The sequence below is a fragment of the Nonomuraea diastatica genome, from assembly GCF_004349015.1.
GTDB lineage: Bacteria > Actinomycetota > Actinomycetes > Streptosporangiales > Streptosporangiaceae > Nonomuraea > Nonomuraea diastatica.
In genome coordinates this window covers 22,749-45,479 of sequence record NZ_SMKP01000023.1, presented here as the reverse complement: position 1 = coordinate 45,479, position 22,731 = coordinate 22,749, and the positions used below count along the sequence as shown (strand labels likewise).

The window sequence follows — 22,731 nt, the reverse complement described above, 5'->3', positions numbered from 1 at the left end:
TCAGCGCGAAGGGGAGGCATGGGCGACGCTCTGAACAGGGTTTCGGCGGAGGGTCTGCCAGGAGGTTGCCGGTGGTCGGCAACGAGCAGACCGTGCTGCTTGGCCCGGCTGCCCATTGGCTCATCGGCCCGGGTCTCGAATACTCGAAGGAGCCACCCGCCCCAATGCCGTAAATGATGCCAGGAGGGTTCATGCGCGCAGCCGAGATCGTGGAGACGCTGCCCACGGCGCGTCTCGACGACGAGGCGCTGGCGGCCGTGCGCATGCTCTGCGAACACCGGCTGCCGGGACTCATCGTCGCGGACGAGCAGGGGCGCGTGGTGGGCTGCCTGTCGTCGGTCGATCTGCTCAAGCTCGCCTTGCCGCGCTACGCGCTGGGCGAGCCGCTCCTGGCCCGCGTGTTCGACGAGGCGCACGCGGACAGGATCGCCGAGCTCCTGGCTCGCAAGCCCGTCCGTGACCTGCTGGACGAGGCAGGACACCGGATCCCGGTGGCGCGCCCGGAGGCGACGCTGGTCGAGCTGGTCGAGATGATGACCCGCCACGGTTGCCCGTTGATACTGGTCGAACAGGCGGATGAGGGCGGCTCACTCGGGGTGATCACCGCCAACCGGCTGCTGGAGAAGCTGGCGGCCGCCATCAGCGAGGCCTCCCCATGACCGTGACGACAGTCTCCCAGCAAAGAAGAGGTGCCCAGCTGGCCGCTCCCGACGAACTCGCCGCGCTGGCCACGAAGATCGCCGCCGAGGCCGATGGGACATCCGGCGAGTTGCTGGACGGCTATCTGCAGACCCTGGCCGAGGTGAGCGTGAGCCGGCGTCCGCCCAGCGACGACGAGCTGAGGCAGTGGCGCGACATCGGGGCGCGGGCGGCCGAGCTCGGCGTCCCGATGCGGAGCCTGGTCAATCTCTATCTGCGGGCCACCTGGCAGGCCTGGCCGCATCTGCCCGGCGTGCGCGGTCCGGACGCGACAGAGCGCATCTGCCCGGTCGGTGAGTCGATCATGCGTACGGCCGACACCGCGGTGATGACCCTGGCCGAGGGGTACGAGGAGGTCCAGCGGTGGATCGTGCGGCGCGAGGAGTCCCTGCGCCGCGAGTTCATCGACGACCTGTTCGACGGGCGCGACATCGGCGGGCTGGCGGAGCGTGCCGAGCGCTACGGCTTGCACCTCGGCTGGGCCCACGTCGTGGCGGCGGCCCGCGGTGCCGCGCCCTTCGTGGACGGCGGCCTGATCGCACGCCAGGTCGAGACAGCGCTGCGCCCGCACTTCGGCACCCGGGACGCGCTGGTGGGCACCAAGGACGGGCTCCTGGTCTGCCTCGCGCCCCAGCGGCACCGAGCGGTCCTGGACGAGTTCGTGCGCCAGCTCTCCCTCGCCTTCGGTGCGGACACGTCGTGGCGGGTGGGCATCGGCCGCCCGCAGTCCGGCGCGGGCGGAGTCGTCCGCTCCTTCGAGCAGGCCCGCGGCGCGCTGGAGATCGGCTCGCGCCTCAGCCTCCCCGAGCAGGTGCTGCGCGCGCGTGAGCTGCTCGTCTACCAGGTGCTGCGCAGGGACACCGCGGCGCTGTCCGAGCTGGTCACCGAGGTCCTGGAGCCGCTCCGCACCACGCGGATGGGAGCCGAGCCGCTGCTCAACACCCTCTCGGCCTACTTCGATTCGGGCAGTGTCGCGACGGTCACCGCGCAGCGGCTCCACGTGGGCGTGCGCACGGTCACCTACCGCCTGCGGCGCATCCGTGACCTCACCGGATACGCGGCCGACGACCCCCGGCAGGCGTTCACCCTGCACGTCGCGGTGCTCGGCGCGCAGCTCATCGGCTGGCCGAAGCAAGAGAGCTCATGACGCAACCACGTCTCGCACCACCGGACACGGGCGTCACGCACTCGGACGGGACCAGCACCATCCGTCTGATCCGTTGGGCCGCTCCGCTGCTCGCGGCGTTCTGGCTGCTGCTCTCCGGCCATATCGATCCGCTCTTCGTGACGTTCGGCGTGATCTCGGTCGCCCTCGCCTGCGTGCTGGGCCACCGCGCCGGGCTCAGCCTGGAGAAGGGCCCCACGCTGGGCCTGGTGCTGCGGCTGCCCCGCTACCTTCTCTGGCTCGTCAAGGAAGTCCTGATCTCCGCGGTCACCGTGACGCGCCGGGTGTGGTCGCCTCGACCGGACCTGACCCCGGTCGTCACCTGCACGCCCTCGCGCGGCCTCTCCCCTCTCACCCAGGTGGTGTACGCCAACTCCATCACCCTCACCCCCGGCACGCTCTCGCTGGACCTCGACGACGAGCACATCGAAGTGCACGCCCTCGACAGCGCCGGGGTCCAGGACCTGGGTGACGCGCGCGTGCTGCGGCAGGTGCACAGGCTGGAGGCACGGCGGTGATCGTCGCGGTGATGGCCGCGCTCCTGGTCACCATGCTCCTCGCCCTGGCGAGGGCGTTCCTCGGGCCGGGACGCTACAACCGCATTCTGGCGATCAACATGTTCGGCGCCAAGACCGTCCTGTTCGTCGCCGTCTCCGGTTACCTCTTCGGCCGGCCGGAGTTCCTCGACATCGGCATCCTCTACGCCTTGGTCAACTTCGTCGCCGTCATCGCGGTCCTGCGCCTCACCCACGAGACGGAGAGCGACGCCGCATGATCCTCCTGGAGATCCTGAGCGCCGTGCTGCTCGCGGCCGGCGCGCTGTTCATCGTGTCGGGCGCGGTGGGCCTGCTGCGCTTTCCCGACTTCTACACCCGCATCCACGCCACCGGCATCACCGACTCGGCCGGGGCCGGCCTGATCCTCCTCGGGCTGCTGCTGCGGACGACAACATGGGAGGCGGGAGTCCGGCTGCTCATCATCATGCTGTTCCTCGTGGTGACAGGTCCGACGGCGACACATCTCCTGGCGCACGCCGCGCGCCGCGACGGCGTACCGGTCTGGCGTAAGGGCGACCCCCGCCGATGACGACGTTCACCGTGATCAACTTCACGCTTCTGGCGATCCTCACCGTGACCGCGCTGGTCATCGCGCGGTTACGCGCTCTGTACGAGGCCGCCATGCTGACCGCCCTGTCCAGCCTCGTCACCGCGAGCCTGTTCGTGCTCATGGACGCGGTGGACGTGGCCTTCACCGAGGCAGCGGTCGGCGTCGGCATCAGCACCGTCCTGCTGCTCGGCGTGCTCGCGCTCACCCGGTCGCGCGAGGCGGTCACCCCACGGCGCAGGCACCTGCCGGCCATCGCCGTCACCGCGCTGACCGGCGGCCTGCTCGTCTACGCCGCCCAGGACCTCCCCGCCTTCGGCTCCGCGGACAGCCCGGTCCAGCGACACCCCGTCACGGAGGTCTACCTGCACCAGTCGCAGGAGGAGATCGGCGTGCCCAACACCGTCACCGCGGTGCTGGCGAGCTACCGGGCCCTGGACACGCTGGGCGAACTGGTCGTGGTGTTCGCCGCGGGCACCGCCGTACTCCTGCTGCTCGGACCGCTCACCCACGGGAAGCGGCGGCAGAACCTGGACCTGATGGAGTACAAGGTCCTGCGGGTGGTCAGCAGCCTGCTGATGCCGTTCGTCCTGGTGTTCGCCCTCTACGTGCTCTTCCACGGCGACTTCGGGCCCGGAGGCGGATTCCAGGCCGGCGTGATCTTCGCCACCGGCTTCGTGCTGCACGGCCTGGTCTTCGGCCTGGACAAGTCTCAGCGGGTGGTGCCACCGGCGGCGCTGGGGTCTCTGGTCCCGCTCGGCCTGGGACTCTTCGTGGGTCTGGGCGTGGTGACCATGCTGCTGGGCGGCTCGTTCCTCGACTACGGCACGCTGCTGCCCGCCGGCGGGCCCGCGGCGCAGCACCTGGGCATCCTGATCGTCGAAGTCGCCATCGGCATCACCGTCGCGGCGGTCATGACGTCGATCTTCTTCGCCTTCGCCGGCCGGAGACCCACGCGATGACCGGCACGCACTACGTCTACTGGCTGCTGTTCGCCCTCATGATGATCGGCCTCTACGTCGTCATCAGCCACGGCAACCTGCTGAAGAAGATGATCGGGCTCACGCTCTTCCAGGTCTCGGTCTTCCTGTTCTTCATCAGCCTCGGCAAGGTCGAAGGCGGCAGCGCGCCGATCATCTCCCCGGAGGTCGAGACCTACTCCCACCCGCTTCCCCAGGTGCTGATCCTGACCGCCATCGTGGTCGGCGTCGCCACCCTCGCGGTCGGCCTGGCTCTGGCTGTGCGCATCTTCGAGGCCTACGGCACCGTGGAGGAAGAGGACATGCGAGAGCACGACGAGGACCGGCACGGAGCCGCCTCGTGATCGCGAACCTGCCGGTGCTGCAGGTGCTCATCCCCCTCGGGTGCGCGCCGCTGTGCGTGCTGCTGCGCCGCCGGAGCCTGGCGTGGCTGGTGTTCTTGGTGGCCGCGCTCGGCTCGCTGGCCTGCGCCGCCGTACTCGCCCGGCAGGTGGCGGCCCACGGCCCGCTGCACTACGCCGTGGGCGGGTGGGCGCCGCCGTACGGCATCGAGTTCGTGGTCGCCGGCTACAACACCCCCGTGCTGCTGGTCGTGTCGGCCGCGGCCGTGGCCGCGGCCGTCTACAGCCTGGGGAGCGTACGCACCGAGATCGACGACCGCCGGGCACCGCTGCTCTACACCTTTCTCTGCCTCACCGTGGGCGGCCTGCTGGGGCTGACGGTCACCGGCGACGTGTTCAACGCCTTCGTCTTCCTGGAGATCTGCTCCCTGTCGACCTACGCCATGGTCGCGCTGGGCCCGCGGCGCCGCGCCCTGCCGGCCGCCTTCCGCTACCTGGTGATCGGAACGGTGGGCGCGACGTTCGTGCTGATCGGCATCGGCCTGGCCTACGCCGTCACGGGCACCCTCAACATGGCCGACCTGGCGGCGCGCCTGGCCGCGGCCGACAGCGACCGGGCGCTCTACGCCGCCGCCGTCTTCGTCTTCGTCGGCCTGGCGGTGAAGGCGGCGGCCTTCCCGCTGCACGCCTGGCTGCCGGGCGCCTACGGCGAGGCGCCATCGGCGGTCAGCACGTTCCTGGCCGCCACGAGCACCAAGGTGGCTCTGTACGTGTTGTGCAGGCTCACCTTCACCGTGTTCGGCGCCGGCCTGGTCTTCGGCACGATGCCGCTCGGCAGGATCGGCCTGCTGGCGGGCGGGCTGGCGATGGTGGCCGCATCGGCCGTCGCGTGTTTCCAGACCGACCTGAAATACCTGCTGGCCTGGTCGAGCATCGCGCAGATCGGCTACATCCTGGCCGGGATCAGCCTGGGCAACGCCGGGGGGGTCTCCGCCGCCTACCTCCATCTGATCAACCACGCGGTGATCAAGGCCGCGCTCTTCGCCGCCGCCGGCCTCGTGCTGGTGCGGCTGGGCTCCGTGCAGTTGTCCGCGCTGGCCGGCCTGGGCAGGCGCATGCCCTGGACCTTCGCGGCGATCGTGATCGCGGGCCTCGGCCTCGTCGGCGTGCCGCCCACGGCCGGTTTCGCCGGCAAGTGGGCGCTTGCCTCGGCGCTCATCGAGGCGGGCCAGTGGCCGGTACTCGTGGCCATGCTGGTCAGCTCCCTGCTGGCGCTCGGTTACATCGGGCGCATCGTGGAGACCGCCTGGTTCCGCGAGCCCGCATCGGTCGCTGAGCCGTCAGGAGCGCCCGCGTCGATGACCGCGGTGGTGTGGGCCCTGGTCGCGGTCTCCGTCGTCTTCGGTCTCGACGCGGCGCTGCCCGCCTCGCTCGCCGAGTCCGCCGCCGAGGCGCTGTTGAACGGTGGTGGATGATGCCTCTCCTCCTGGCGGTCGCCGTGACGCTGCCGGTCCTGGCCTGCGGGGCCGTCCTCCTGCTGCGGCGCAGGCCTGCCGCACGCGAGGCCGCTTCGGTGGCCGCCGGCGTCACGCTGGCCGCCACGATGATCAGCCTGTGGCCCGCCGCCGGCCAGGACGTACGGCTGACGCTCTGGTCGTGGTTGCCCGGATTGTCGCTGGAGTTCGCGCTGGAGCCACTCGGGCTGCTGTTCGCCACCGTGGCGGCGGTGCTCTGGCCGGTGACGACCGTGTTCGCGGCCGGATACCTGCGTGCGAGCGAGACGCCGCACCGGACACGCTTCTTCGCCTTCTTCGCTCTGGCCATCGCGGCTGCGATGTGGATCGCCCTGTCGGCGAACCTGGTCACGCTGTTCATCGGCTACGAGATCATGACGGTGGCGACCTGGCCGCTGGTCGCGCACGGCGGCGACGCGGCGGCCCGGCGCGGCGCGCGCACCTACGCGGCGATCCTGCTGACCAGCTCGATCGGCCTCTTGCTGCCCGCCGTCGTGTGGACCTGGGTGCTGGCCGGCGACACCACCTTCCGCCCCGGCGGCCTGCTCGGCGGTACCGCGGGAACCGGCGTGCTGACCGTGCTGTTCGCCCTCTATCTGTTCGGCATCGGCAAGGCCGCGCTGATGCCGGTGCACCGCTGGCTACCCGCCGCGATGGTGGCGCCCGCCCCCGTGTCGGCGCTGCTGCACGCTGTCGCGGTGGTCAAGGCCGGGGTGTTCGCGGTGCTGAAGGTCACCGTCTACGTCTTCGGGATCGACACGCTCACCGAGACCGGAGCCGCGGCCCCGATGAGCTGGGTGGCGGCGTTCACCTTGATCGCGGCCGCGGTGATCGCCATCAGGTCCGACAACCTCAAGCGCCGCCTGGCCTACTCCACCGTCGGCCAGCTCGCCTACATCGTCCTGGGCGCGACGCTGGCCCGCGACATGGCCGTGGCAGGCGGGGTGTTCCACCTGGTGACGCATGCCGCAGGGAAGATCACGCTGTTCCTGTGCGCGGGCGCGATCGCGGTGACGGCGGGCAGGACACGCGTCAGCGAGCTGGACGGCCTGGGCCGGGCCATGCCGTGGACGTTCGCCGCATTCCTCACCGCCGCCCTCTCGATCATCGGGCTGCCTCCCCTGGGCGGCACCTGGAGCAAGTGGCTGCTGCTCATGGGCGCGGCCGAGGCAGGGCAGTTCGCCATGATGGCGGTGCTGCTGGCCGGCTCCTTGCTCGCGCTGGCCTACCTGATGCCGATCCCGGCGCGTGCCTTCCTGCTGCCGCCGGCGGATCCGCCTGCGCACGGGGAGGCCCGGCTCTCCCTGTCGGGACCGCTCGTGCTGACCGCGCTCGGCTGCGTGGCGCTGTTCTTCGGCGCGGAGGCCGTGCTCGCGCCGCTGGCCGGGATCCTGGAGGTGCCGTGAACGACGATGACGACCGCCGCTGGCTGGACGAGCCGCGCAACGTGACCCGCATCGTGTACGGCCTGGCCGTCCTGTGCGCGCTCACCTTCGCCGCCGACCTCTTCTACACCAAGCATCCGCACTTCGCCGTCGAGGAATGGTTCGGCTTCCACGCCGTGTACGGGTTCGTCGGGGCCTTCGCCCTGGTCATCGTCGCCAAGGTGTTGCGCAGGGTGTTGCGGCGCGATGAGGACTACTACGAGCGGGGCCGCGATGACGGCTAATCCCGCCCTGCTGCTGATCCTCGGCGCGGCCGGCGTGCCGCTGCTGCGCGGCCTGCCCCGGCGCGCCCTGATGGCGGCGGTGCCGGTCGCCGGGCTGGTCCTGCTCTGGGCGTTACCCGAGGGCGCCGCATCCGGCCTGCAGTTCCTGGGGCTGGAGCTGACACCGGTGCGGGTGGACGCCCTGTCGCGGGTGTTCGCCACGGGTTTCCTGATCGCGGCGCTGCTGACCATGGTCTACGCCATGCACCTGCGCGACACGCTGCAGCAGGCCATGATCCTGGTGTACGCGGCGGCTGCCGTCGGCGGCACGCTCGCGGGCGACCTGGTGACGTTGTTCGTCTTGTGGGAGCTGGCCGGGCTGTCGTCGGCGTTCCTGATCTGGGCGGGACGCAACGAGCGCAGCCACCGGGCCGCCACCCGCTATCTGGCCGTGCAACTGCTGTCCGGCCTGCTCATGCTGGCCGGGATCGTGCTTCGGGTCCGGTCGGGCGCCGGACTGGAGTTCGGCCATCTCGGGGTGGACGCGCCCGGCGGCGCACTGATCCTCGCCGCGATCGGTATCAAGTGCGCCTTTCCCCTCCTGCACTCCTGGCTCACCGACACCTACCCCGAGGCGACCATCGTCGGCGCCGTCGCGCTGTCGGCCTTCACCACCAAGTTCGCGGTCTACACGCTGGCGCGCGGCTTCGCCGGCACCGAGATGCTGGTGTGGATCGGCATCGTCATGGCCGTCTTCCCGATCTTCTACGCCGTCATCGAGAACGACCTGCGCCGGGTCCTGGCCTACAGCATGATCAACCAGCTCGGATTCATGGTCGTCGGCGTCGGCATCGGAGGCGCGCTGGGCATCAACGGCGCGAGCGCCCACGCCGTGGCCGACATGGTCTTCAAGGGCCTGCTGTTCATGAGCGTGGGCGCGGTCATGTTGCGCACGGGCACCGCCAACGGCTCCGACCTGGGCGGGCTCTACAAGTCCATGCCGCAGACCGCCGCGCTGTGCATGGTCGGCGCCGCATCGATCTCCGCCTTCCCGCTGTTCTCCGGCTTCGCCACCAAATCGCTGATCATGGAGGCGGTCGGGCAGGAGCAACTCACCGTCGCCTGGTTGCTGCTGCTGTTCGCCTCCGCCGGGGTCTTCCACCATGCCGGCATCAAGATCCCCTACTTCGCCTTCTTCGCGCACGACCGGGGCTATCGCGTCGCGGAGGCGCCCCTCAACATGCGCGCGGCGATGGCCATGGCCGCAGTGGTGTGCGTGGCGATCGGGGTGGCGCCCTCCCTGCTGTACGGCATGCTGCCGTACGCCGTGGACTACGTGCCGTACACCACCGCCCATGTGATCAATCAGTTGCAGCTGCTGCTCCTGGCCGCGCTCGCCTTCACGGTGCTGGTGCGCACCGGGCTCTACCCGCCCGAACTGCGCTCGGTCAACATCGACGCCGACTACGTCTACCGCCGGGCGCTCCCCCAGAGCTGGCGGGCGTTGTCGTGGGCCGCGGACGCGGTCCGCGGCCGGGTCGGGCCCGTGCTGCGCCGCCGTGGCGGGGAGCTCTGGGAGATCACCACGGGTCCGCTCCGGCCGGGCAGCCGGGTCGCCCGGCCATGGTCCACCCACCTGATGGTGTGGTGGACGGCGCTCCTGCTCGGCGCCATGCTGCTGCTGGCCTTTCTGTGACCTTGTCCGCGCTCGGCCACCCGACTGTGTGCCCCGGCCGGAGCCGGCCTCGTCGCGGCCGCAGCGGACCGGTTTCCGGCGTTGCGCTGGTGCACAGCGCGGCGGATGCCTGATCGCGGGCCGGTACGGCTACGACTTGAGTCGTACGGGGCGGTGGCGAGGATGGGACCTGCGGTGGGTGCGGCGGTCGGCGGCGGTCGGTAACGTCGCTCGCGTGGTCAGACGCATGGTTGCCCGCGCCCGAGAGCGCCCGCGCGTGGTGGACGCCGCTTTGGCTGTGCTGGTGATGCTGGCCAACGTCCCTGTGCTGGCCGGCGGTCACGCGGGGGTGGCCGGGTGGGGATGGCTGTGCGTGGTCTGCCTTCCGCTGGTCTGGCGGCGGGCGGCTCCGGTCCTCGTCCTGTATGTGACGGTCGGCTTGAGCCTGGCGTCCTACGTGGCCGGGGTCCAGGAGGTCCACCCGGTGGCCGCCATCGCGGCGGCGGCCTACACGGTCACCCGGCACCGCCCGTGGCGGTGTGTGCTGCCGCCGGTGGTGGCGCTCGGAACGGCCTTCCTCTACGGCACGCTGGTGGCGGGGCTGCGGTGGGATGACCTGGTGACACTCACCTCGGCCGTGACGGCGGCCGTCCTGCTCGGGGTGACGCTCCAGACCAGACGGGCCTATCTCGCGGGGCTGAAGGAGCGGGCCGAGCGGCTGGAACGCGAGCGTGACCAGCAGGCTCATCTCGCGGTAGCGGTCGAGCGGACCCGGATCGCCCGGGAGGTGCACGACATCGTGGCCCACAACCTGGCGGTCATGGTGGCTCTGTCCGACGGGGCGGCGTTCACCGCGACGGCCGCTCCCGAGCGGGCCGCCGACACGATGGGGAAAGTGTCGGCTGCGGGCAGGGAGGCGCTCGCGGACATGCGCCGGCTGCTGGGTCTGCTGCGCGACGGCGGGCCGGACACCTCCGCCGGGATGGGCGAGCTGGCCCCGCAACCCGGCGTGAACGATCTCGATCTGCTCCTCGACCAGGTGAGGGAGGCGGGCGTGCGGGTCACCCTGGTCCGCGAGGGCGTGCCGGGCCGCTGGGGGCCGGGCGCCGGACTGACCATCTACCGGATCGTGCAAGAAGCCCTGACCAACACGATCAAGCATGCCGGGCCGGATGCCGCCGCCCGGATCCGGCTGAGCTACACGGTCTCCGGGGCCGACCTCGAGATCGTTGACGACGGCCGCGGCGCTCCTGTCCCGGCCGTCGCGGGGCCGGCGCCTGGCGGTCACGGACTGGCCGGTATGGCCGAGCGGGCGGCCGCGTACGGCGGCCGCATCGAGGCGGGTCCCTTGCCCGACGGAGGCTGGCGGGTGCGCACCCGCCTTCGGTTCAGCGACGGAAGCGCGTGAAGATCCGGCTGCTGCTGGTGGACGACCAGCCCATGTTGCGTCTCGGCTTTCGCATGGTGTTCGAGACCCAGCCCGACCTTGAAGTCGTCGGGGAGGCGGGCGACGGCGCGCAGGGCGTCGCGATGACCGGCGCGTTGAGACCCGACGTGGTGCTGATGGACGTCCGGATGCCGGTGATGGACGGCATCGAGGCCACCCGGCGGATCGTCGGCTCCGGGTCTCCGGCGCGCGTCCTGCTGCTGACCACGTTCAACCTCGACGAGTACGTCTTCTCCGGGTTGCGCGCCGGAGCGAGCGGCTTCCTGCTCAAGGAGGTGCCGCCGCCTGATCTGCTCACCGGCATCCGGGCCGTGGCCTCCGGCGACGCTGTGGTCGCCCCGCAGGTGACGCGCCGGTTGATCGACGCCTTCGCCCAGCACCTGCCCGACTCGGCGACCGGCTGCTCGCCTGCCGACGAGCGGCTGGATCAGCTCACCGATCGCGAACGTGAGGTGCTGGCAGAGGTGGTCCGCGGTCACTCCAACGGTGAGATCGCCGAGGCGCTGACCGTCTCGGAGGCGACGGTGAAGACCCACGTCGGCAGAATACTCACCAAACTTCAGCTGCGTGACCGGGTGCAACTCGTCGTCTACGCCTACGAGACGGGCATCGTACGCCCAGGCCAGGACACGTGAGCGCGACGTAGGGCCGGGACCACCCCTGGCGGTCATGGTCGCGGGGGATGTGATCCGCGGGGCATCGGTCGGATCACGCCGGTCAAGCCGGCCGGCGCGAGCCTTCGGTCGAGTTCACCGGCACTGCGGTCGACGGCGCGGTGGGCTGCGCACGAGTGGCGAGGTCGAACAGGGTCGTCAGTTCCCGGGCGTAGCCGGGCAGGTCGAGGTCTGGTGCGGTCTGCAGCAGGAAGGGCAGGCCGTCGATGCTTCGCTGGATGGTCGAGGCCATGACGAAGGTGTCGAAGTCGCGGAACTCGCCGTTGTCCTGTCCTCTGCGCAGGATGGCCTGGACGTGGCCGAGGGCGCTGCGGTCGTCGCCGGCATCGTAGGAGCGGCTGTCGTCCTCGGTGTCGCGGAAGTTCAGGAAGATCGACATGAGAGCCTGCATCTGGACGCGGTGGTCGTCGATGAACTCGATCACGCCGGTGATGTAGGCGTGGAGTTCGCTGCGTGCGTCGGGCTGGCCGGTCAGGCGTTCGTTGGCGAACTGGCCAAGCAGCCCGTAGACCTCGGTCACGACGGCGGTCATCAGCTCGGCCTTGCCGGCGAAGTGGTAGGAGATCAGCCGGGTGCTGCTCAGGCCGGCACGTTCGGCGATCCGGGCGAACGTGGCCTGACCATAGCCGAGTTCGGCGATCGTCTCGATGGTGGCGGCGATGATCTGCGCGCGGCGAGCGGTCGCCGTGACGGTGTGGTGGTCATCAGCTCTTACTTGCACAAGTAATATTATCCGGACTGGTTGACGGCAGGCAATCTCACCCCTCGCAAGCGTGTGGCGATCGTGCGCGTACCGTCCGGCCCTCTCAGGATCCCGGCTACCAGGCGCCGCCACCACGGTGCGTCGCGCCCGCCCCGCCGACCCGGCGGGCACGACGCACCGCTCCCCTCACAGCGGTTTCCTGACCTGGTCAGCGCGCCATAGCCGGGGATCGGCTCCTGGAGCCGCGACCCCTTCGGGTGCGTCCCCACGGCTTGACGATGGACAGCACCGTAGCGAGGAACAGGACGACCAGCATCACGACCGACCCCGCCAGCAAGCCGGGCTCCAAAGAGCCGATGTCGGCCCCGGGGTCGGCCAGGGTCGCCGCGAGCGCAGCCTTCACCCCTTGGGCGGTGTACGCGTATCCGAAGGTCATCGCGAAGATGGTGAGCACCAGTTTGGTGACGACCCACCAGTGGCGCAGGACGCCCCACTTGGTGTACAGCGCCAGCACCAGCCCGGTGACCAGGGCTCCCAGGCTCCCGGGAATCATGATCGCGGTGTCGCTGATGTGCAGCAGGTCGTAGGCCGCGGGCCGCAGCGGCTTTCCCGTACTGCTCAGCGCCACGGCGCCCATGACGAGCATGGCGTAGCCGCCGCCAAGCCAGCCCACAGAAACGCTCACGTGCAGCACCAGCCACACCCTGCGGGCGGTGGGCTTCATCGGCCAGAAGACCGATCGCCTTGGTGGGGAGTGAACCGGCCTCACGAGATGCCCTCCATTGCGGTAGACGACGAGGTCTCCAGCACACAGGTGACCGGCAGGTGGGCGAATCACGGCAGGTACCACTCTTCTTGGTATAGGTGGCTGTCATGGCACAAGCGGAAAAAGGTCCTAAGCTCCGACGGTGTGGAGAGCATGCACCCGCGAGAGGCGCTGAGATCTCGTCCGCCCGGACTCCTGATCTCCTCCGCGCCCTGGCGCGCCTGGGCGTATGCGGCGACCGGCGCCCTGCTCGGCGGCGGCACCATGGCGGTGGTGCTGACACTCGTCCTGGTGGGCGCGACGCTGGCGCCTCTTGTCATCGGGTTCGTCCCGTTGACGGCGGCCGGGCTGGCGGGGATCCCGGTCGGCGCCATCGAACGCCGGCGGCTGCGGTTGCTCGGTTTGCCGGCGCACCCCAGCCCGCACAGGACCCTGCGCCGACCGAAGCCCGTGGCCTGGACAGGCACCAGGCTCCGCGAGAACGCCTCCTGGCGCGAGTTCGGCTACACCATGGCGCTGATCACTGGACTGTGGTTGCTCGACTACGTCGTCGCGGCCGTCCCGCTCGTCTGTCTCGCCTGCCTCGCCGCGCCGGTTGTCTACCTGGTGTCGGGGCCGGTCGACGTCCTCGGCTCCCATCTGGCCACGCTGGCGGACGCGCTCCTGGTCGCGGGATTCGCAGGGCTCGGACTGGTCGCCGCGGCCTATCTGGCCGTCGCGGTGGCGAGCATGCGCGTCTCGATCGTCCGGGCGTTGCTCGCGCCTCCTCCGCATGAGGTCCCCGACATGGAGACGGTCGGCTCCAGCGGACGGCTGCTCGACGCGTTCGACGCCGAGCGGCGACGCATCGAGCGTGATCTGCACGACGGCACCCAGCAGCGGCTCGTCGCGCTCGGCGTGATGCTGGACATGGCGCGGATGAACGTGGAAGAGCCCAAGCTGCGCAGTCTGCTGTCCCGCGCCCATCGAGAGACCATCACGACGCTGGAAGGGCTGCGCGAGCTCGTCCGCGGCATCCATCCACGCGTGCTGACCGAGCGCGGCCTCGCCGAAGCCGTCTCCGAGCTGGCAAGAGCCCATCCCATGAGGATCCGGGTGAAGATCAACGTACCGGGCAGGCTCGGGCCCAGCGTGGAGAGCACCGCGTACTTCATGGTGAGCGAGGCACTGGCGAACGTCGCCAAACACGCCGAAGCCGGCGACTGCTGGGTCAGCGGCTGGATCGTTCGTGACGTGCTGATCCTGGAAGTGGGCGACAGCGGCAGGGGCGGCCTCGACTCGCGGGCGGACGGAGGCGTCCAGGGCATGGCGGACCGGGTGGCGGCGGTGGGCGGCCAGGTGAAGTTCACCAGCCCCGGCGGCGGGCCGACCGTCCTGCGCGCCGAGATCCCCTGCCTGCCGCAGACGGCGACGACATGAGAGTCGTGCTGGCCGAGGACTCCGGCCTCCTACGGGAAAGCCTGGTCAATCTCCTTACCTACTTCGACCATCAGGTGGTGGCCGCGGTGTCCACCGCCGGTGAGCTCCGCACCGCGGCCGCGGACTTTCGGCCCGACATCGTCGTCACCGACGTGCGCATGCCGCCCGACCACACCGACGACGGCCTGCGGGCCGCGATCGCGCTGCGCCGCGATCGCCCTTCGCTGCCGGTGCTGGTCCTCAGCCAGTACGTCGACAGCGCCGCACTCGCCGAGCTGCTGCGCAGCGGCGATGCCGGCACCGGCTACCTGCTCAAGGACCGGGTGGCCGACAGCGCCCAGTTCGTGGCGACCATGCGTGAGGTGGGCGGCGGCGCAACGGTGATCGACCCGGACGTGGTGCGGCGGTTGCTCACGCACCGGGACGACCCGTTGCTGCGGCTCAGCACCCGCGAGCTCGAGGTGCTGGCCCTGATGGCGGAGGGCCGGTCCAACGCCGCCATCGGCAGGGAACTCGTCATCTCCGAGGTGACCGTCTCCAAGCACATCGGCAACATCTTCACCAAGCTGGATCTGCCCGCCGACGAGATCAGTCACCGAAGGGTCCTGGCGGTCCTCAGCTACCTGCGAGGCTGATCACTCCGGTCGGCTGTGGCGTTCGACCGTGCCGCTCGACTGTGCAGCCCGGCCCTGCCGCCGGGTGACGAGGGCCACGGTGATGAGGTAGGCGGCGACGAAGACCGCCCCGGACAGGGCCCTGAAGGCGTCGCCGACCAGCAGGCCGATCAGCAGGACGATGACGGCCGCCTGCGTCGTTCCCGCGCCGAGGACGAACACCGCCGCGGCGGCGCGGGTCGTCGCCCGGACCCGGGCCACCGCCCAGAGTCCCGCCACCACCGCCACCGAGGTGTAGAGCACGACGACCGGCCACGGGGCCTTGACGACGGAGACCAGCAGTTCGGTCCCCACGAACCAGCTCGCGTAGAGCCCGGCTCCCGCCGCGAACGGCAGCCATCGCGCCCCCGGACGATCCACGACCGCCACGACCCCCGGAACCCGCGGGACCCGGGGCAGCCGTGCCGCGACCAGGTAGGCGGCCAGCGCGGCACCGAGCACGGCGGCCAGGTGCAGGAGGAAGGTCGCGCCGTCCTGAACCCCGCGGTTCTCGCCCCAGAACACGAAACGGGCGATCGCCAGCCCGCCGGTGACGATCGCCAGAATCCAGGTGGCCCGTTTCGGCAGCCACGGCTGGTCCGCCTGCTTGGGGAACAGCAGGTGTGTCAGGAGTACCGGGGTGAGGAGCGAGAACAGGCCGTGCCAGGGCAGGATGTACAGGATCCAGGGGATCCTCAGCCCCGCCACGACGCCCAAGGTCCCGTACGCGTCGTTCGCCGGGTCGAGCGGGTGGAAGAGTGTTTCCGAGATGAGGCCCTCGTTGTACAGGCCGTAGACCATGCCCAGGCACCACAGGCCGAGCAGTCCCGTCTTCGTGCGTGTGGCCACTTCGCGCAGCACCAGGATCGGCAGGCCGTACACGAAGACGGTGAAGGGGAAGAACATACCCGGCTGGAAGAAGTCGGTGGCCGGCATGGAGCCGCTGAAAACCTCCGCCAGCAGCGGCGAGAGCACCATGAGCAGCAGGATCGGCCACCGGCTCTGACGTAGCGCGTTCATCGTGAGGAGTTTCCTTTCGTCGATATCCGACGCTAGAGACGGCGCTCCTCACGCACGACAACCCGAAGTCGGACTCAGGCACGCCGCCGCCATACGCCTCAGGTCGCAGTCCGTCCACCGACGGTCGTATGCACATGCAGCGGGCCGGGTCCGAAGCCGCGGGCGGCGGTGGAAGCGGGAGAGCCGGACCGGCGTGGTGCCGGACGGGCGTTTCGACCTGCCGCGCCTCTCGGAGGAGTTCGTCGTGTTCTGGCGGGAGCACGGCGGAGGGTGTGCTCGCCCGTCCTGAGCGCCGCCGTAGGGCTTTCCGGGTGGATCACAACCTCGGTCACCTGGCGGTGGGCTCACCGCGTCGCGGGGCGGTCGCGGGGGCGCTGTCGGGCGTGTGCGAGGAGCGTCCGCGTGCGGCGACAGAGAAGTCGACCTTCAGTGCGTAACGGTGCGCCACGTAGGAGCTGATCGTGTATTCGAGGGGGTTGCCGTGCTGATCGACGATGGAACGCGTCTCGACGAGCATCGGCGTGGTGGGGGCGACGTCGAGTTCGGATGCGTCGTCGTCGGCTGTGCGCGCCGTGAGGACGGAGGAGCCGAGAGTCGGTTGCAGTCCCAGGCGGCGGAGGGTCTGGTGCAGTGAGCCGGTCTCCAGGTCCGCGGTGAGCAGCGCGTCGAGGGAGGCGGGGAACGTGGCGTGCTCGATGGCCACGGGCAGGTCGTCGAAGATCCGGACGCGGCCGATGGCGACGACGGACGCGGGCCGCGGGCCGCTGTCGGGGTAGAGGGCGGCTGTTTCCTGGGGCGAGGCGGGGCGTACGCCGGCCTCCAGGACCCGGGAGCGCGGCGTCCTGCCGGCGGCGAGTGCCTGATCGTGGAAGCTCAGCAGGGTGCCGACGGGCCGGGCGGCGGCGGCCTGGCGCACGAAGCTGCCCCGTCCGGGCACCCGTTCCAGCAGGCCGTCGCGCTCCAGCCGGACCAGGGCGGCGCGCGCTGTCATCCTGGAGACGCCGAACTCCTGCGCCAGCCGCGATTCGGAGGGGAACGGGTCGCCGTCGGCGGCGGCTTCCAGACGCCGGCGCAGCTGCTTCTCGATGCGCTCGTACAGCGGTTGCGACGCGGCCATGGCGGGTGTGTTCCTCCTCAGTCGAGCGGTCGGTTCCCAGTGTGACGCCAGTCGACACCGTCTTCGACTTCTGTATAGGCTGTATATACAGCTTATCCGGCGATGTGAAGGAGAGCATCATGTCCGTGGCCTCGATGGACCTCCCGCGCTGGGACGGCCCCCTGCCCGCGCACGACGAGGTGGCGAAGATGATCGACCACTCGCTGCTGCGCCCCGAGCTGGCTCCCGCCGAGGTCGAGGACGGTCTGGCGACCGCGCTGGAATACCGCACGGCGTCGGTGTGCGTACGGCCCGCCGATGTCCGGGCCGCGGCCGCCCTGCTGCGCGGCAGCCAGGTCGCCGTCGGCACGGTCGTCGGCTTCCCGCACGGCGGCAGCACCACGCAGGCGAAGGTCTTCGAGACCACGGAACTGATCTCCATGGGGGCGGAGGAGATCGACACGGTGATCAACATCGGTCGTCTGCGCGGCGGCGACGTCGCGTTCGTTCAGCACGAAATCGCCGCCGTCGTCCAAGCCGCCGAAGGACGCCCCGTCAAGGTGATCTTCGAGAACGCCTACCTGACCGACCAGGAGAAGACCGCCGGGTACGAAGCCGCCGAGACCGCGGGCGCGGCCTTCGTCAAGACCAGCACCGGGTTCGCCCCTGGCGGGGCGACGGCCGCCGACATCGCCCTGATGCGGCGCACGGTGTCCTCCCAGGTGCAGGTGAAGGCCGCCGGAGGCGTGCGCACCTTGGACGCGCTCCTGGAACTTCACCGACTCGGTGCGACCCGCTTCGGAGCGACGGCCACAGCGGCGATCCTCGACGACCTCGAAACCCGCCGCAACGGCAACCCGCCCGCGGCGAGCGCCGCCGACAACCTGACGGCCGGCTACTGAGCCCGGACCCACCGCGGGAAACTCACGGGTCCGGCTTCCGGCGGGGGCTTCATCGGCACGCCGGTCGAGCCCCCGGTCCACCGCCTCGCGGGGTCCAGGGAGTCCGCCTTGACGACGTCCAGCGCGCGATCACGGAGGAGAACGTCTCCGGGCGCCGGGTGACCGCGGTGACGATGTGGCCCTCGGCGATCGCCTGCGCGGCGGCAACCTGCCCCATGATCGAAAAGACGGGCAGGCCGATGACGGCTATGGTGCACAACATGGGAGCACAGGTGGAGCGACGTCGTTACGACTCGATGCGCCGTACGGCACAAGCGCTGGAAACGCGGGCCGAGATCGCCGACGCCGCGCGCCGGCTCTTCGTCAGCCGCGGCTGGGCCGCCACCACCGTGCGCGACGTGGCGCGGGAAGCCGGAGTCTCCGCGCCGACGGTCTATGCCGTGTACGGCAACAAGGCCGGGCTGGCCCGGGCGCTCGCCGACGCCGCCGACCTGTCGGCCGCCCCGGCCCAGCAGCTCGCGGAGCTCGAGGCCGCCGGGGAAGACGCCCAACGGCAGCTCGCCGCGATGGCCGGTTTCGACCGGCGCCTGTACGAGCGCGCCGGAGACATCATCGCGCTGCTGCGCGAGGCCGGACGGGCCGAGCCCGAGCTGGCTGCGGTCTACCGCGACGGCCGGGGCAGGGCCGACCAGATCCGGCTCGCCGTGTTCTCCTCATGGCCCGCCGGCACCTTGCGCGAAGGACTGGACGTGCCGACGGCCGTCGACACCTATGCGGTGCTGTGCAGCGTCGACGTCTATCGCACGTTCACCGACGAACGGGGCTGGTCGCCCGATCGGGTCGAACAGTGGTGGGCCGATGCTCTGGGCCGGCAACTGCTCGCTTGACCCCTGGCGTCCGCAGGCGTGGAGCTGGAGAGCCCTGACTACGCGTTCCGTACGCCGGACATCCACGCCAGATGGGCGACCTGATCTGCGGAGATCAGCAGGTCAGCACGCAGGCGGCAGACATCGCCGAAGTCCTCGATGGAGTTGTCGTGGATCGAGGCGTGCCGCCGGGGCTCGCCGCGGTGTCAGGAGACGCGGCGTTCCGGGTAGTCCTTGGCCTGCCGGACCTCTTCTCGCACGATCGTTGATCAGCCGGCGACGCAGCGGCGGCTCCACGATCCAGCGGATCCCCGGGCGGAAATGAAACCGCAGCGTCCTCACCAGCAGGGTCCCACCCCGGTCGGGGGTGCAGACCAAGCCGCGTCGAAGTCCGAGAACAGCCGCGTCAGGCGGTTGGCCGGCGGCGGGGCCAGGACCACGTCGACCGGTGTCCGGGAGTGAGCCGCATCCGGGACACCGCGGGCGCGGCCGGCAGGCCCGATCAGCATGGCTTCTCACCGGTCAGTGTGCGGGCGCGGAGGCGCGCCAAGGCCGAGTCGAAGTGCTCGTCACTGATCAGGAGCGCGTAGTGCTGCGGCTGGATCTCGTTCTCCCCGACGTCCACGTAGTCCAGCGTGACCCCGTTGGCCGGCGTCAGCGGCAGGAACGGGCCCCAGGGAACACCAAGAGGCAAGTCCAGGATCCTCGCCAAGGACGCGGCCGAGACGGCCTTGTCGCGGGCATGCACGATGGTGTGGTTCAACTCGACGCTCATGCTCGTCCTCTCACTCCGGGGGTTGTTGTGGGGCCGGGACCGGCGCGAGGAGCCGACGCTGCGTACGATCCTGACCGCGGCGCGAGCCGCCCTCCGCCGGGCAGAGGGTCCCAGCGCAACCGGCTCGGCGTCGAGATGGTCGTCGAGCGCATCCGCGGCACCGGCCACCGCATCCATCCCCGTGCCGCCGACATCGCCGTCGCCCTGATGAGCCGGATGCGGAGCCGGGACCGTTGCATCAGCCGATGGAGCCGGTCGATGGGGCCGGCCTGCCCGCACATCCTGGTCGGTCAGGGTCTGCGACCACGTGCTACCAGTCGACCGGCAGTTCGTACACGCCGTACGCGCCATCGTGCTTGTAGGGCAACTCCGTTACCGGCGTGGCCAGACGCAGGCTCGGCACGCGCTCGAAGAGCGTGGCGAACACGATCTCCAGCTCCATACGGGCCAGGTTCTGCCCGAGGCACTGGTGAATGCCGTAGCCGAAGGCGACGTGGTGCCGGGCGCCGCGGCGCAGGTCGAACGTCTCGGCGTCGGCGAACACCGCGGGATCCGCATTGGCCGCACCCAGCAGCGCCAGGACGCCGTCTCCGGCGCGGATCGTCGTGCCGGAGATCTCGACGTCGTCGGTCGCGATACGGACGGATCCGGTATCGGCGATGCTGAGCTGGCGCAGCATCTCCTCGATCGCGCCGGGCAGCAGCCCGGGATCAGCGTGCAAAGCGGCCAGCTGGTCCGGGTTGTTCAGCAGCGTCACGGTGCCCAGCGCAATCATGTTCGCCGTGGTCTCGTGGCCTGCCTGCAGCAGGAGCGTGCACATCTTGAGCACGTTTTCCCGGCTCAGCTCGCCCGCCGGCTCCAAGTGTCCGGTGATCAATCTGCTCAGCAGGTCGTCGGTCGGGTGACGCTGCTTCTGCGTGATCAGTTCGTTCATGTAGCCGAACAGGGAGCCCATGGCGGCTGTGAACTGCTCCCGGGTGGTCGCCCTGGTCAACAGGGTACGGGTCGCGCTTTGGAAGAATTCATGGTCGGCGTAGGGCACACCGAGCAACCGGCAGATCACCAGCGAGGGCACCGGCAGCGCGAGGGCTTGGACGAGGTCCACCGGTGGTGTCGTGCGCAGCATGTCGTCGAGAAGCTGATCCACCGTCGACTGGATGCCGGGCCGCAGTGCCTTCATGCGTTTGACGGTGAACTCTCCGATGAGGGCGCGCCGCTCAAGGGTGTGCTGGGGCGGGTCCTTGCGGACGAAGGGCGGATTGTTGAACAGTTGCCGCAGCTCGGGCTGGATCGCGGGGAAGCCGGGCCGGGTGGCGTCGGCGCTGAAGGCCGGGCTTGTCAGCACCGTGCGGACGTCCTCGTACCGCGTAATCAGCCACACGGTGCTGCCATCGGGCAGGCGGACTTTGGACACGGGATCGGTGTCGCGCAGTTGACCGTACTCGGGAGGTGGAGCGAAGGGGCACCTTCGCTGGAAGGGGAAGTCGGAGAGGTCGTCGGCGTTCGGGTGGCGAGAAATGGCCTCGGTCATCAGGAGGATCCTCCACATGCGCATAAACGAAGGCTGTCCCTCCGTTTGGTTTCCGGCGCTAAGCTAGCACATATGGAGGCGATTCCTCCACATGTTGGAAGGGGATGGAAACATGACCGAAAGTGCTCCGCGGTTGCGGGCCGACGCCCGCCGCAACCGCGAACAGGTCATCACCGCTGCCCGAGAGGTCTTCATCGAGCAGGGGACCGAGGCGTCACTGGAGGAGATCGCGCGGCGCGCCGGCGTCGGGATCGCTACCTTGTACCGGCGATTTCCCGACCGCGGCGCGCTGATCAGAGCCGTCGTACTGGACAACATGGCGGTGATCACCGAAGAGCTGGAAGCGGCCGAGAAAGAAGAACCGGACGCAGAAAGCGTGCTGGTGCGACTCCTGCGCGTCGTCGTACGACGACGGATCGGCGCGCTGGTCCTGCTCCTGCTTCCGAGCCTGCACGAGGACCCGACCACTCACGAACAGGTGCGGGCGGCCCGAGCGAGCGCCATCAGACGGCTACGTCCCTTGTTGCGTGCCGCGCAGCGCGAGGGACGCCTACGCGGCGATATCACCATCACCGACATCGCGCTCGGGCTGGTCAAGCTATCCCGCCCGCTCCCCATGATCGCCGCCAGGCTGAACGACGCGGCGACCGAACGTCAGCTTGAGCTGTTCATCGACAGCCTGCGGGCCTCCTCGGCCGACGGCACCGGACTGCGCGGGAAGCCGGCCCTGGACGCAGACCCGAACGACGTCCTCGGTCCACCACTCTGACCACCCCCGTCCGACGAGCAGGCAAGCGCGCATGGAAGCGTCGAGGCCCTCTCCTGAGCCTGGATCGGCAGAACATCAGTGCCGCTTCAGCACCCCGACCAGGCTCGTGAGGCTGTCCTGGCCATGGCCGGCGGCGACGCCCTCGCGAAAGAGCTTCAGGACGGCGGCGGGAAGTGAGCCGTCCACGCCGGATGCCTGTGCGGTGCGCTGCACGTGTTCCATGCTGGCCAGGCCCATGGAGACCCGATCGACGTCCCCCTCGTGGTTGCCCGCGGCGATGCGTGGCGCGTAGAACTCCAGGAAATAGCCGAGGTTCATGGTCTTCATCGCGTGCGGCAGGAAGTCCTCCGCCGAGATGCCGTTGGCCTCCGCCACCGCCTGACCGTGCAGATAGCCGGCCAGCGCCGTCCAGAACATGTCGATGCCGATCTGGTAGTACAGCGCTGCCAGACCCTGGTCCTCGCCGAGGTATTCGATCCCGGTCAGCACCTCGAGGGCGGGCCTGTGCGCCTCGATCGTGTCTTTGGGTCCACTGTAGTAGGTCATGGCGTCCGGCGTGCCGATGCCCGGAGGCGGCACCTGCACGCCGCCGGTGATCTGCACGGCTCCGCGCCCGGCCAGCCACGCGGCCGCCTGACGCGCCCTGTCCGGGGTGTCGGAGGTGAGGTTGGCCACGACACGTCCGTTCAGGGCAGCAGGCGGGGCTTGAGCAAGGATGGCGTCCATCGCGTCGTAGTCGGTCAGGCTCAGCACCACCAGCTCGTTGGCGGTGAGCGCCGCCTCGACGGACTCCGCTCTCCTCGCGCCCCGCGTCACCAGCTCGTCCGCCCTGGCAGGCGTGCGGTTCCACACGGTCACCTCGTAGCCGCCGCCGAGGTAGGCAGCGGTCATGGCCTGCCCCATGGGGCCCAATCCGATCACGGTCACAGATCTCATGATGCTCTCCCTACTAAAACGAACGCTCTATTTAGAGGAACGGTAGCA

Annotated in this window: 26 protein-coding genes; 19 read left to right on the top strand and 7 right to left on the bottom strand. The window is 70.1% G+C overall.

What is annotated here, in order from left to right:
* Nucleotides 1–191 precede the first annotated feature (191 nt).
* The 13 genes from E1294_RS10990 (at nt 192) to E1294_RS10930 (ending at nt 11,208) form a co-directional block, all read left to right on the top strand.
* Entirely contained in the window at nt 192–659 is a 468-nt protein-coding gene (locus E1294_RS10990; RefSeq protein ID WP_165977221.1) for a CBS domain-containing protein, read from the top strand.
* Entirely contained in the window at nt 656–1,846 is a 1,191-nt protein-coding gene (locus tag E1294_RS10985; protein ID WP_132507461.1) for a PucR family transcriptional regulator, read from the top strand. The genes E1294_RS10990 and E1294_RS10985 overlap by 4 nt, the downstream gene beginning before the upstream one ends.
* On the top strand, nt 1,843–2,382 hold the full coding sequence (locus E1294_RS10980; protein ID WP_132507459.1) for a Na+/H+ antiporter subunit E: 540 nt from the start codon (nt 1,843–1,845) through the stop codon (nt 2,380–2,382). The genes E1294_RS10985 and E1294_RS10980 overlap by 4 nt, the downstream gene beginning before the upstream one ends.
* On the top strand, nt 2,379–2,639 hold the full coding sequence (locus E1294_RS10975) for an MrpF/PhaF family protein (protein ID WP_220447659.1): 261 nt from the start codon (nt 2,379–2,381) through the stop codon (nt 2,637–2,639). Before E1294_RS10980 ends, E1294_RS10975 begins: the two co-directional genes overlap by 4 nt.
* Nucleotides 2,636–2,950 (top strand): monovalent cation/H(+) antiporter subunit G, encoded by a 315-nt coding sequence (gene mnhG, locus E1294_RS10970; RefSeq protein WP_132507457.1) that lies wholly within the window; start codon nt 2,636–2,638, stop codon nt 2,948–2,950. Before E1294_RS10975 ends, mnhG begins: the two co-directional genes overlap by 4 nt.
* Nucleotides 2,947–3,930: a DUF4040 domain-containing protein gene (locus E1294_RS10965; RefSeq protein ID WP_132507455.1), complete on the top strand. Its 984-nt coding sequence runs from the start codon at nt 2,947–2,949 to the stop codon at nt 3,928–3,930. The genes mnhG and E1294_RS10965 overlap by 4 nt, the downstream gene beginning before the upstream one ends.
* The gene (locus E1294_RS10960; RefSeq protein ID WP_132507453.1) at nt 3,927–4,292 is read left to right on the top strand and encodes a cation:proton antiporter subunit C; all 366 of its coding nucleotides are present in this window, start codon (nt 3,927–3,929) and stop codon (nt 4,290–4,292) included. The genes E1294_RS10965 and E1294_RS10960 overlap by 4 nt, the downstream gene beginning before the upstream one ends.
* Nucleotides 4,289–5,764, top strand: coding sequence for a monovalent cation/H+ antiporter subunit D family protein (locus E1294_RS10955; protein ID WP_132507451.1), 1,476 nt, complete (start codon nt 4,289–4,291; stop codon nt 5,762–5,764). Before E1294_RS10960 ends, E1294_RS10955 begins: the two co-directional genes overlap by 4 nt.
* Nucleotides 5,761–7,209, top strand: coding sequence for a proton-conducting transporter transmembrane domain-containing protein (locus tag E1294_RS10950; protein ID WP_132507448.1), 1,449 nt, complete (start codon nt 5,761–5,763; stop codon nt 7,207–7,209). Before E1294_RS10955 ends, E1294_RS10950 begins: the two co-directional genes overlap by 4 nt.
* Nucleotides 7,206–7,472 carry a hypothetical protein gene (locus tag E1294_RS10945; RefSeq protein WP_132507446.1) on the top strand — a complete coding sequence of 89 codons (267 nt, stop codon included), beginning with the start codon at nt 7,206–7,208 and terminating at the stop codon, nt 7,470–7,472. Before E1294_RS10950 ends, E1294_RS10945 begins: the two co-directional genes overlap by 4 nt.
* The gene (locus E1294_RS10940) at nt 7,462–9,147 is read left to right on the top strand and encodes a Na(+)/H(+) antiporter subunit D (protein WP_132507444.1); all 1,686 of its coding nucleotides are present in this window, start codon (nt 7,462–7,464) and stop codon (nt 9,145–9,147) included. The genes E1294_RS10945 and E1294_RS10940 overlap by 11 nt, the downstream gene beginning before the upstream one ends.
* Before the next feature lie 214 nt (nt 9,148–9,361).
* Nucleotides 9,362–10,534: a sensor histidine kinase gene (locus tag E1294_RS10935; protein ID WP_132507442.1), complete on the top strand. Its 1,173-nt coding sequence runs from the start codon at nt 9,362–9,364 to the stop codon at nt 10,532–10,534.
* A complete protein-coding gene (locus E1294_RS10930) occupies nt 10,531–11,208 on the top strand; it encodes a response regulator (protein WP_132507440.1) in 678 nt (225 codons plus the stop codon). Before E1294_RS10935 ends, E1294_RS10930 begins: the two co-directional genes overlap by 4 nt.
* An 82-nt stretch (nt 11,209–11,290) precedes the next feature.
* On the opposite strand, the gene E1294_RS10925 is transcribed toward E1294_RS10930, so the two are convergent.
* The gene (locus E1294_RS10925; RefSeq protein ID WP_220447658.1) at nt 11,291–11,968 is read right to left on the bottom strand and encodes a TetR/AcrR family transcriptional regulator; all 678 of its coding nucleotides are present in this window, start codon (nt 11,966–11,968) and stop codon (nt 11,291–11,293) included.
* Nucleotides 11,969–12,158: 190 nt separating this feature from the next.
* Nucleotides 12,159–12,674 (bottom strand): hypothetical protein, encoded by a 516-nt coding sequence (locus E1294_RS10920; RefSeq protein ID WP_132507438.1) that lies wholly within the window; start codon nt 12,672–12,674, stop codon nt 12,159–12,161.
* A 195-nt stretch (nt 12,675–12,869) separates the two neighbouring features.
* Between E1294_RS10920 and E1294_RS10915 the strand changes: the two genes are divergently transcribed.
* Both E1294_RS10915 and E1294_RS10910 read left to right on the top strand, forming a co-directional pair.
* Nucleotides 12,870–14,135 (top strand): sensor histidine kinase, encoded by a 1,266-nt coding sequence (locus E1294_RS10915; RefSeq protein WP_165977220.1) that lies wholly within the window; start codon nt 12,870–12,872, stop codon nt 14,133–14,135.
* Nucleotides 14,132–14,770, top strand: a complete 639-nt coding sequence (locus E1294_RS10910; RefSeq protein WP_132507434.1) for a LuxR C-terminal-related transcriptional regulator — start codon at nt 14,132–14,134, stop codon at nt 14,768–14,770. The genes E1294_RS10915 and E1294_RS10910 overlap by 4 nt, the downstream gene beginning before the upstream one ends.
* On the opposite strand, the gene E1294_RS10905 is transcribed toward E1294_RS10910, so the two are convergent.
* Both E1294_RS10905 and E1294_RS10900 read right to left on the bottom strand, forming a co-directional pair.
* A complete protein-coding gene (locus E1294_RS10905; RefSeq protein WP_132507432.1) occupies nt 14,771–15,808 on the bottom strand; it encodes a hypothetical protein in 1,038 nt (345 codons plus the stop codon).
* Nucleotides 15,809–16,136: 328 nt separating this feature from the next.
* Nucleotides 16,137–16,925, bottom strand: a complete 789-nt coding sequence (locus E1294_RS10900; RefSeq protein WP_132507430.1) for a GntR family transcriptional regulator — start codon at nt 16,923–16,925, stop codon at nt 16,137–16,139.
* Between the two features lie 119 nt (nt 16,926–17,044).
* Here E1294_RS10900 and deoC point away from each other — a divergent pair, with 119 nt between their 5' ends.
* The 3 genes from deoC to E1294_RS52600 all read left to right on the top strand — a co-directional run bounded on the left by deoC (nt 17,045) and on the right by E1294_RS52600 (nt 18,941).
* Nucleotides 17,045–17,806 (top strand): deoxyribose-phosphate aldolase, encoded by a 762-nt coding sequence (deoC, locus tag E1294_RS10895; protein WP_132507428.1) that lies wholly within the window; start codon nt 17,045–17,047, stop codon nt 17,804–17,806.
* 260 nt (nt 17,807–18,066) lie between these two features.
* Nucleotides 18,067–18,693, top strand: a complete 627-nt coding sequence (locus tag E1294_RS10890) for a TetR/AcrR family transcriptional regulator (protein ID WP_132507426.1) — start codon at nt 18,067–18,069, stop codon at nt 18,691–18,693.
* 71 nt (nt 18,694–18,764) lie between these two features.
* Nucleotides 18,765–18,941 carry a hypothetical protein gene (locus E1294_RS52600; protein ID WP_165977219.1) on the top strand — a complete coding sequence of 59 codons (177 nt, stop codon included), beginning with the start codon at nt 18,765–18,767 and terminating at the stop codon, nt 18,939–18,941.
* A 233-nt stretch (nt 18,942–19,174) separates the two neighbouring features.
* On the opposite strand, the gene E1294_RS10885 is transcribed toward E1294_RS52600, so the two are convergent.
* Nucleotides 19,175–19,447 (bottom strand): VOC family protein, encoded by a 273-nt coding sequence (locus tag E1294_RS10885; protein WP_132507424.1) that lies wholly within the window; start codon nt 19,445–19,447, stop codon nt 19,175–19,177.
* A 310-nt stretch (nt 19,448–19,757) separates the two neighbouring features.
* Nucleotides 19,758–20,978, bottom strand: coding sequence for a cytochrome P450 (locus E1294_RS10875; RefSeq protein ID WP_132507422.1), 1,221 nt, complete (start codon nt 20,976–20,978; stop codon nt 19,758–19,760).
* Between the two features lie 133 nt (nt 20,979–21,111).
* Here E1294_RS10875 and E1294_RS10870 point away from each other — a divergent pair, with 133 nt between their 5' ends.
* The gene (locus E1294_RS10870; protein ID WP_165977218.1) at nt 21,112–21,747 is read left to right on the top strand and encodes a TetR/AcrR family transcriptional regulator; all 636 of its coding nucleotides are present in this window, start codon (nt 21,112–21,114) and stop codon (nt 21,745–21,747) included.
* A gap of 75 nt (nt 21,748–21,822) precedes the next feature.
* Here the strand turns inward: E1294_RS10870 and E1294_RS10865 are convergent, their stop codons facing one another.
* A complete protein-coding gene (locus tag E1294_RS10865; protein ID WP_132507418.1) occupies nt 21,823–22,683 on the bottom strand; it encodes an NAD(P)-dependent oxidoreductase in 861 nt (286 codons plus the stop codon).
* Nucleotides 22,684–22,731 lie beyond the last annotated feature (48 nt).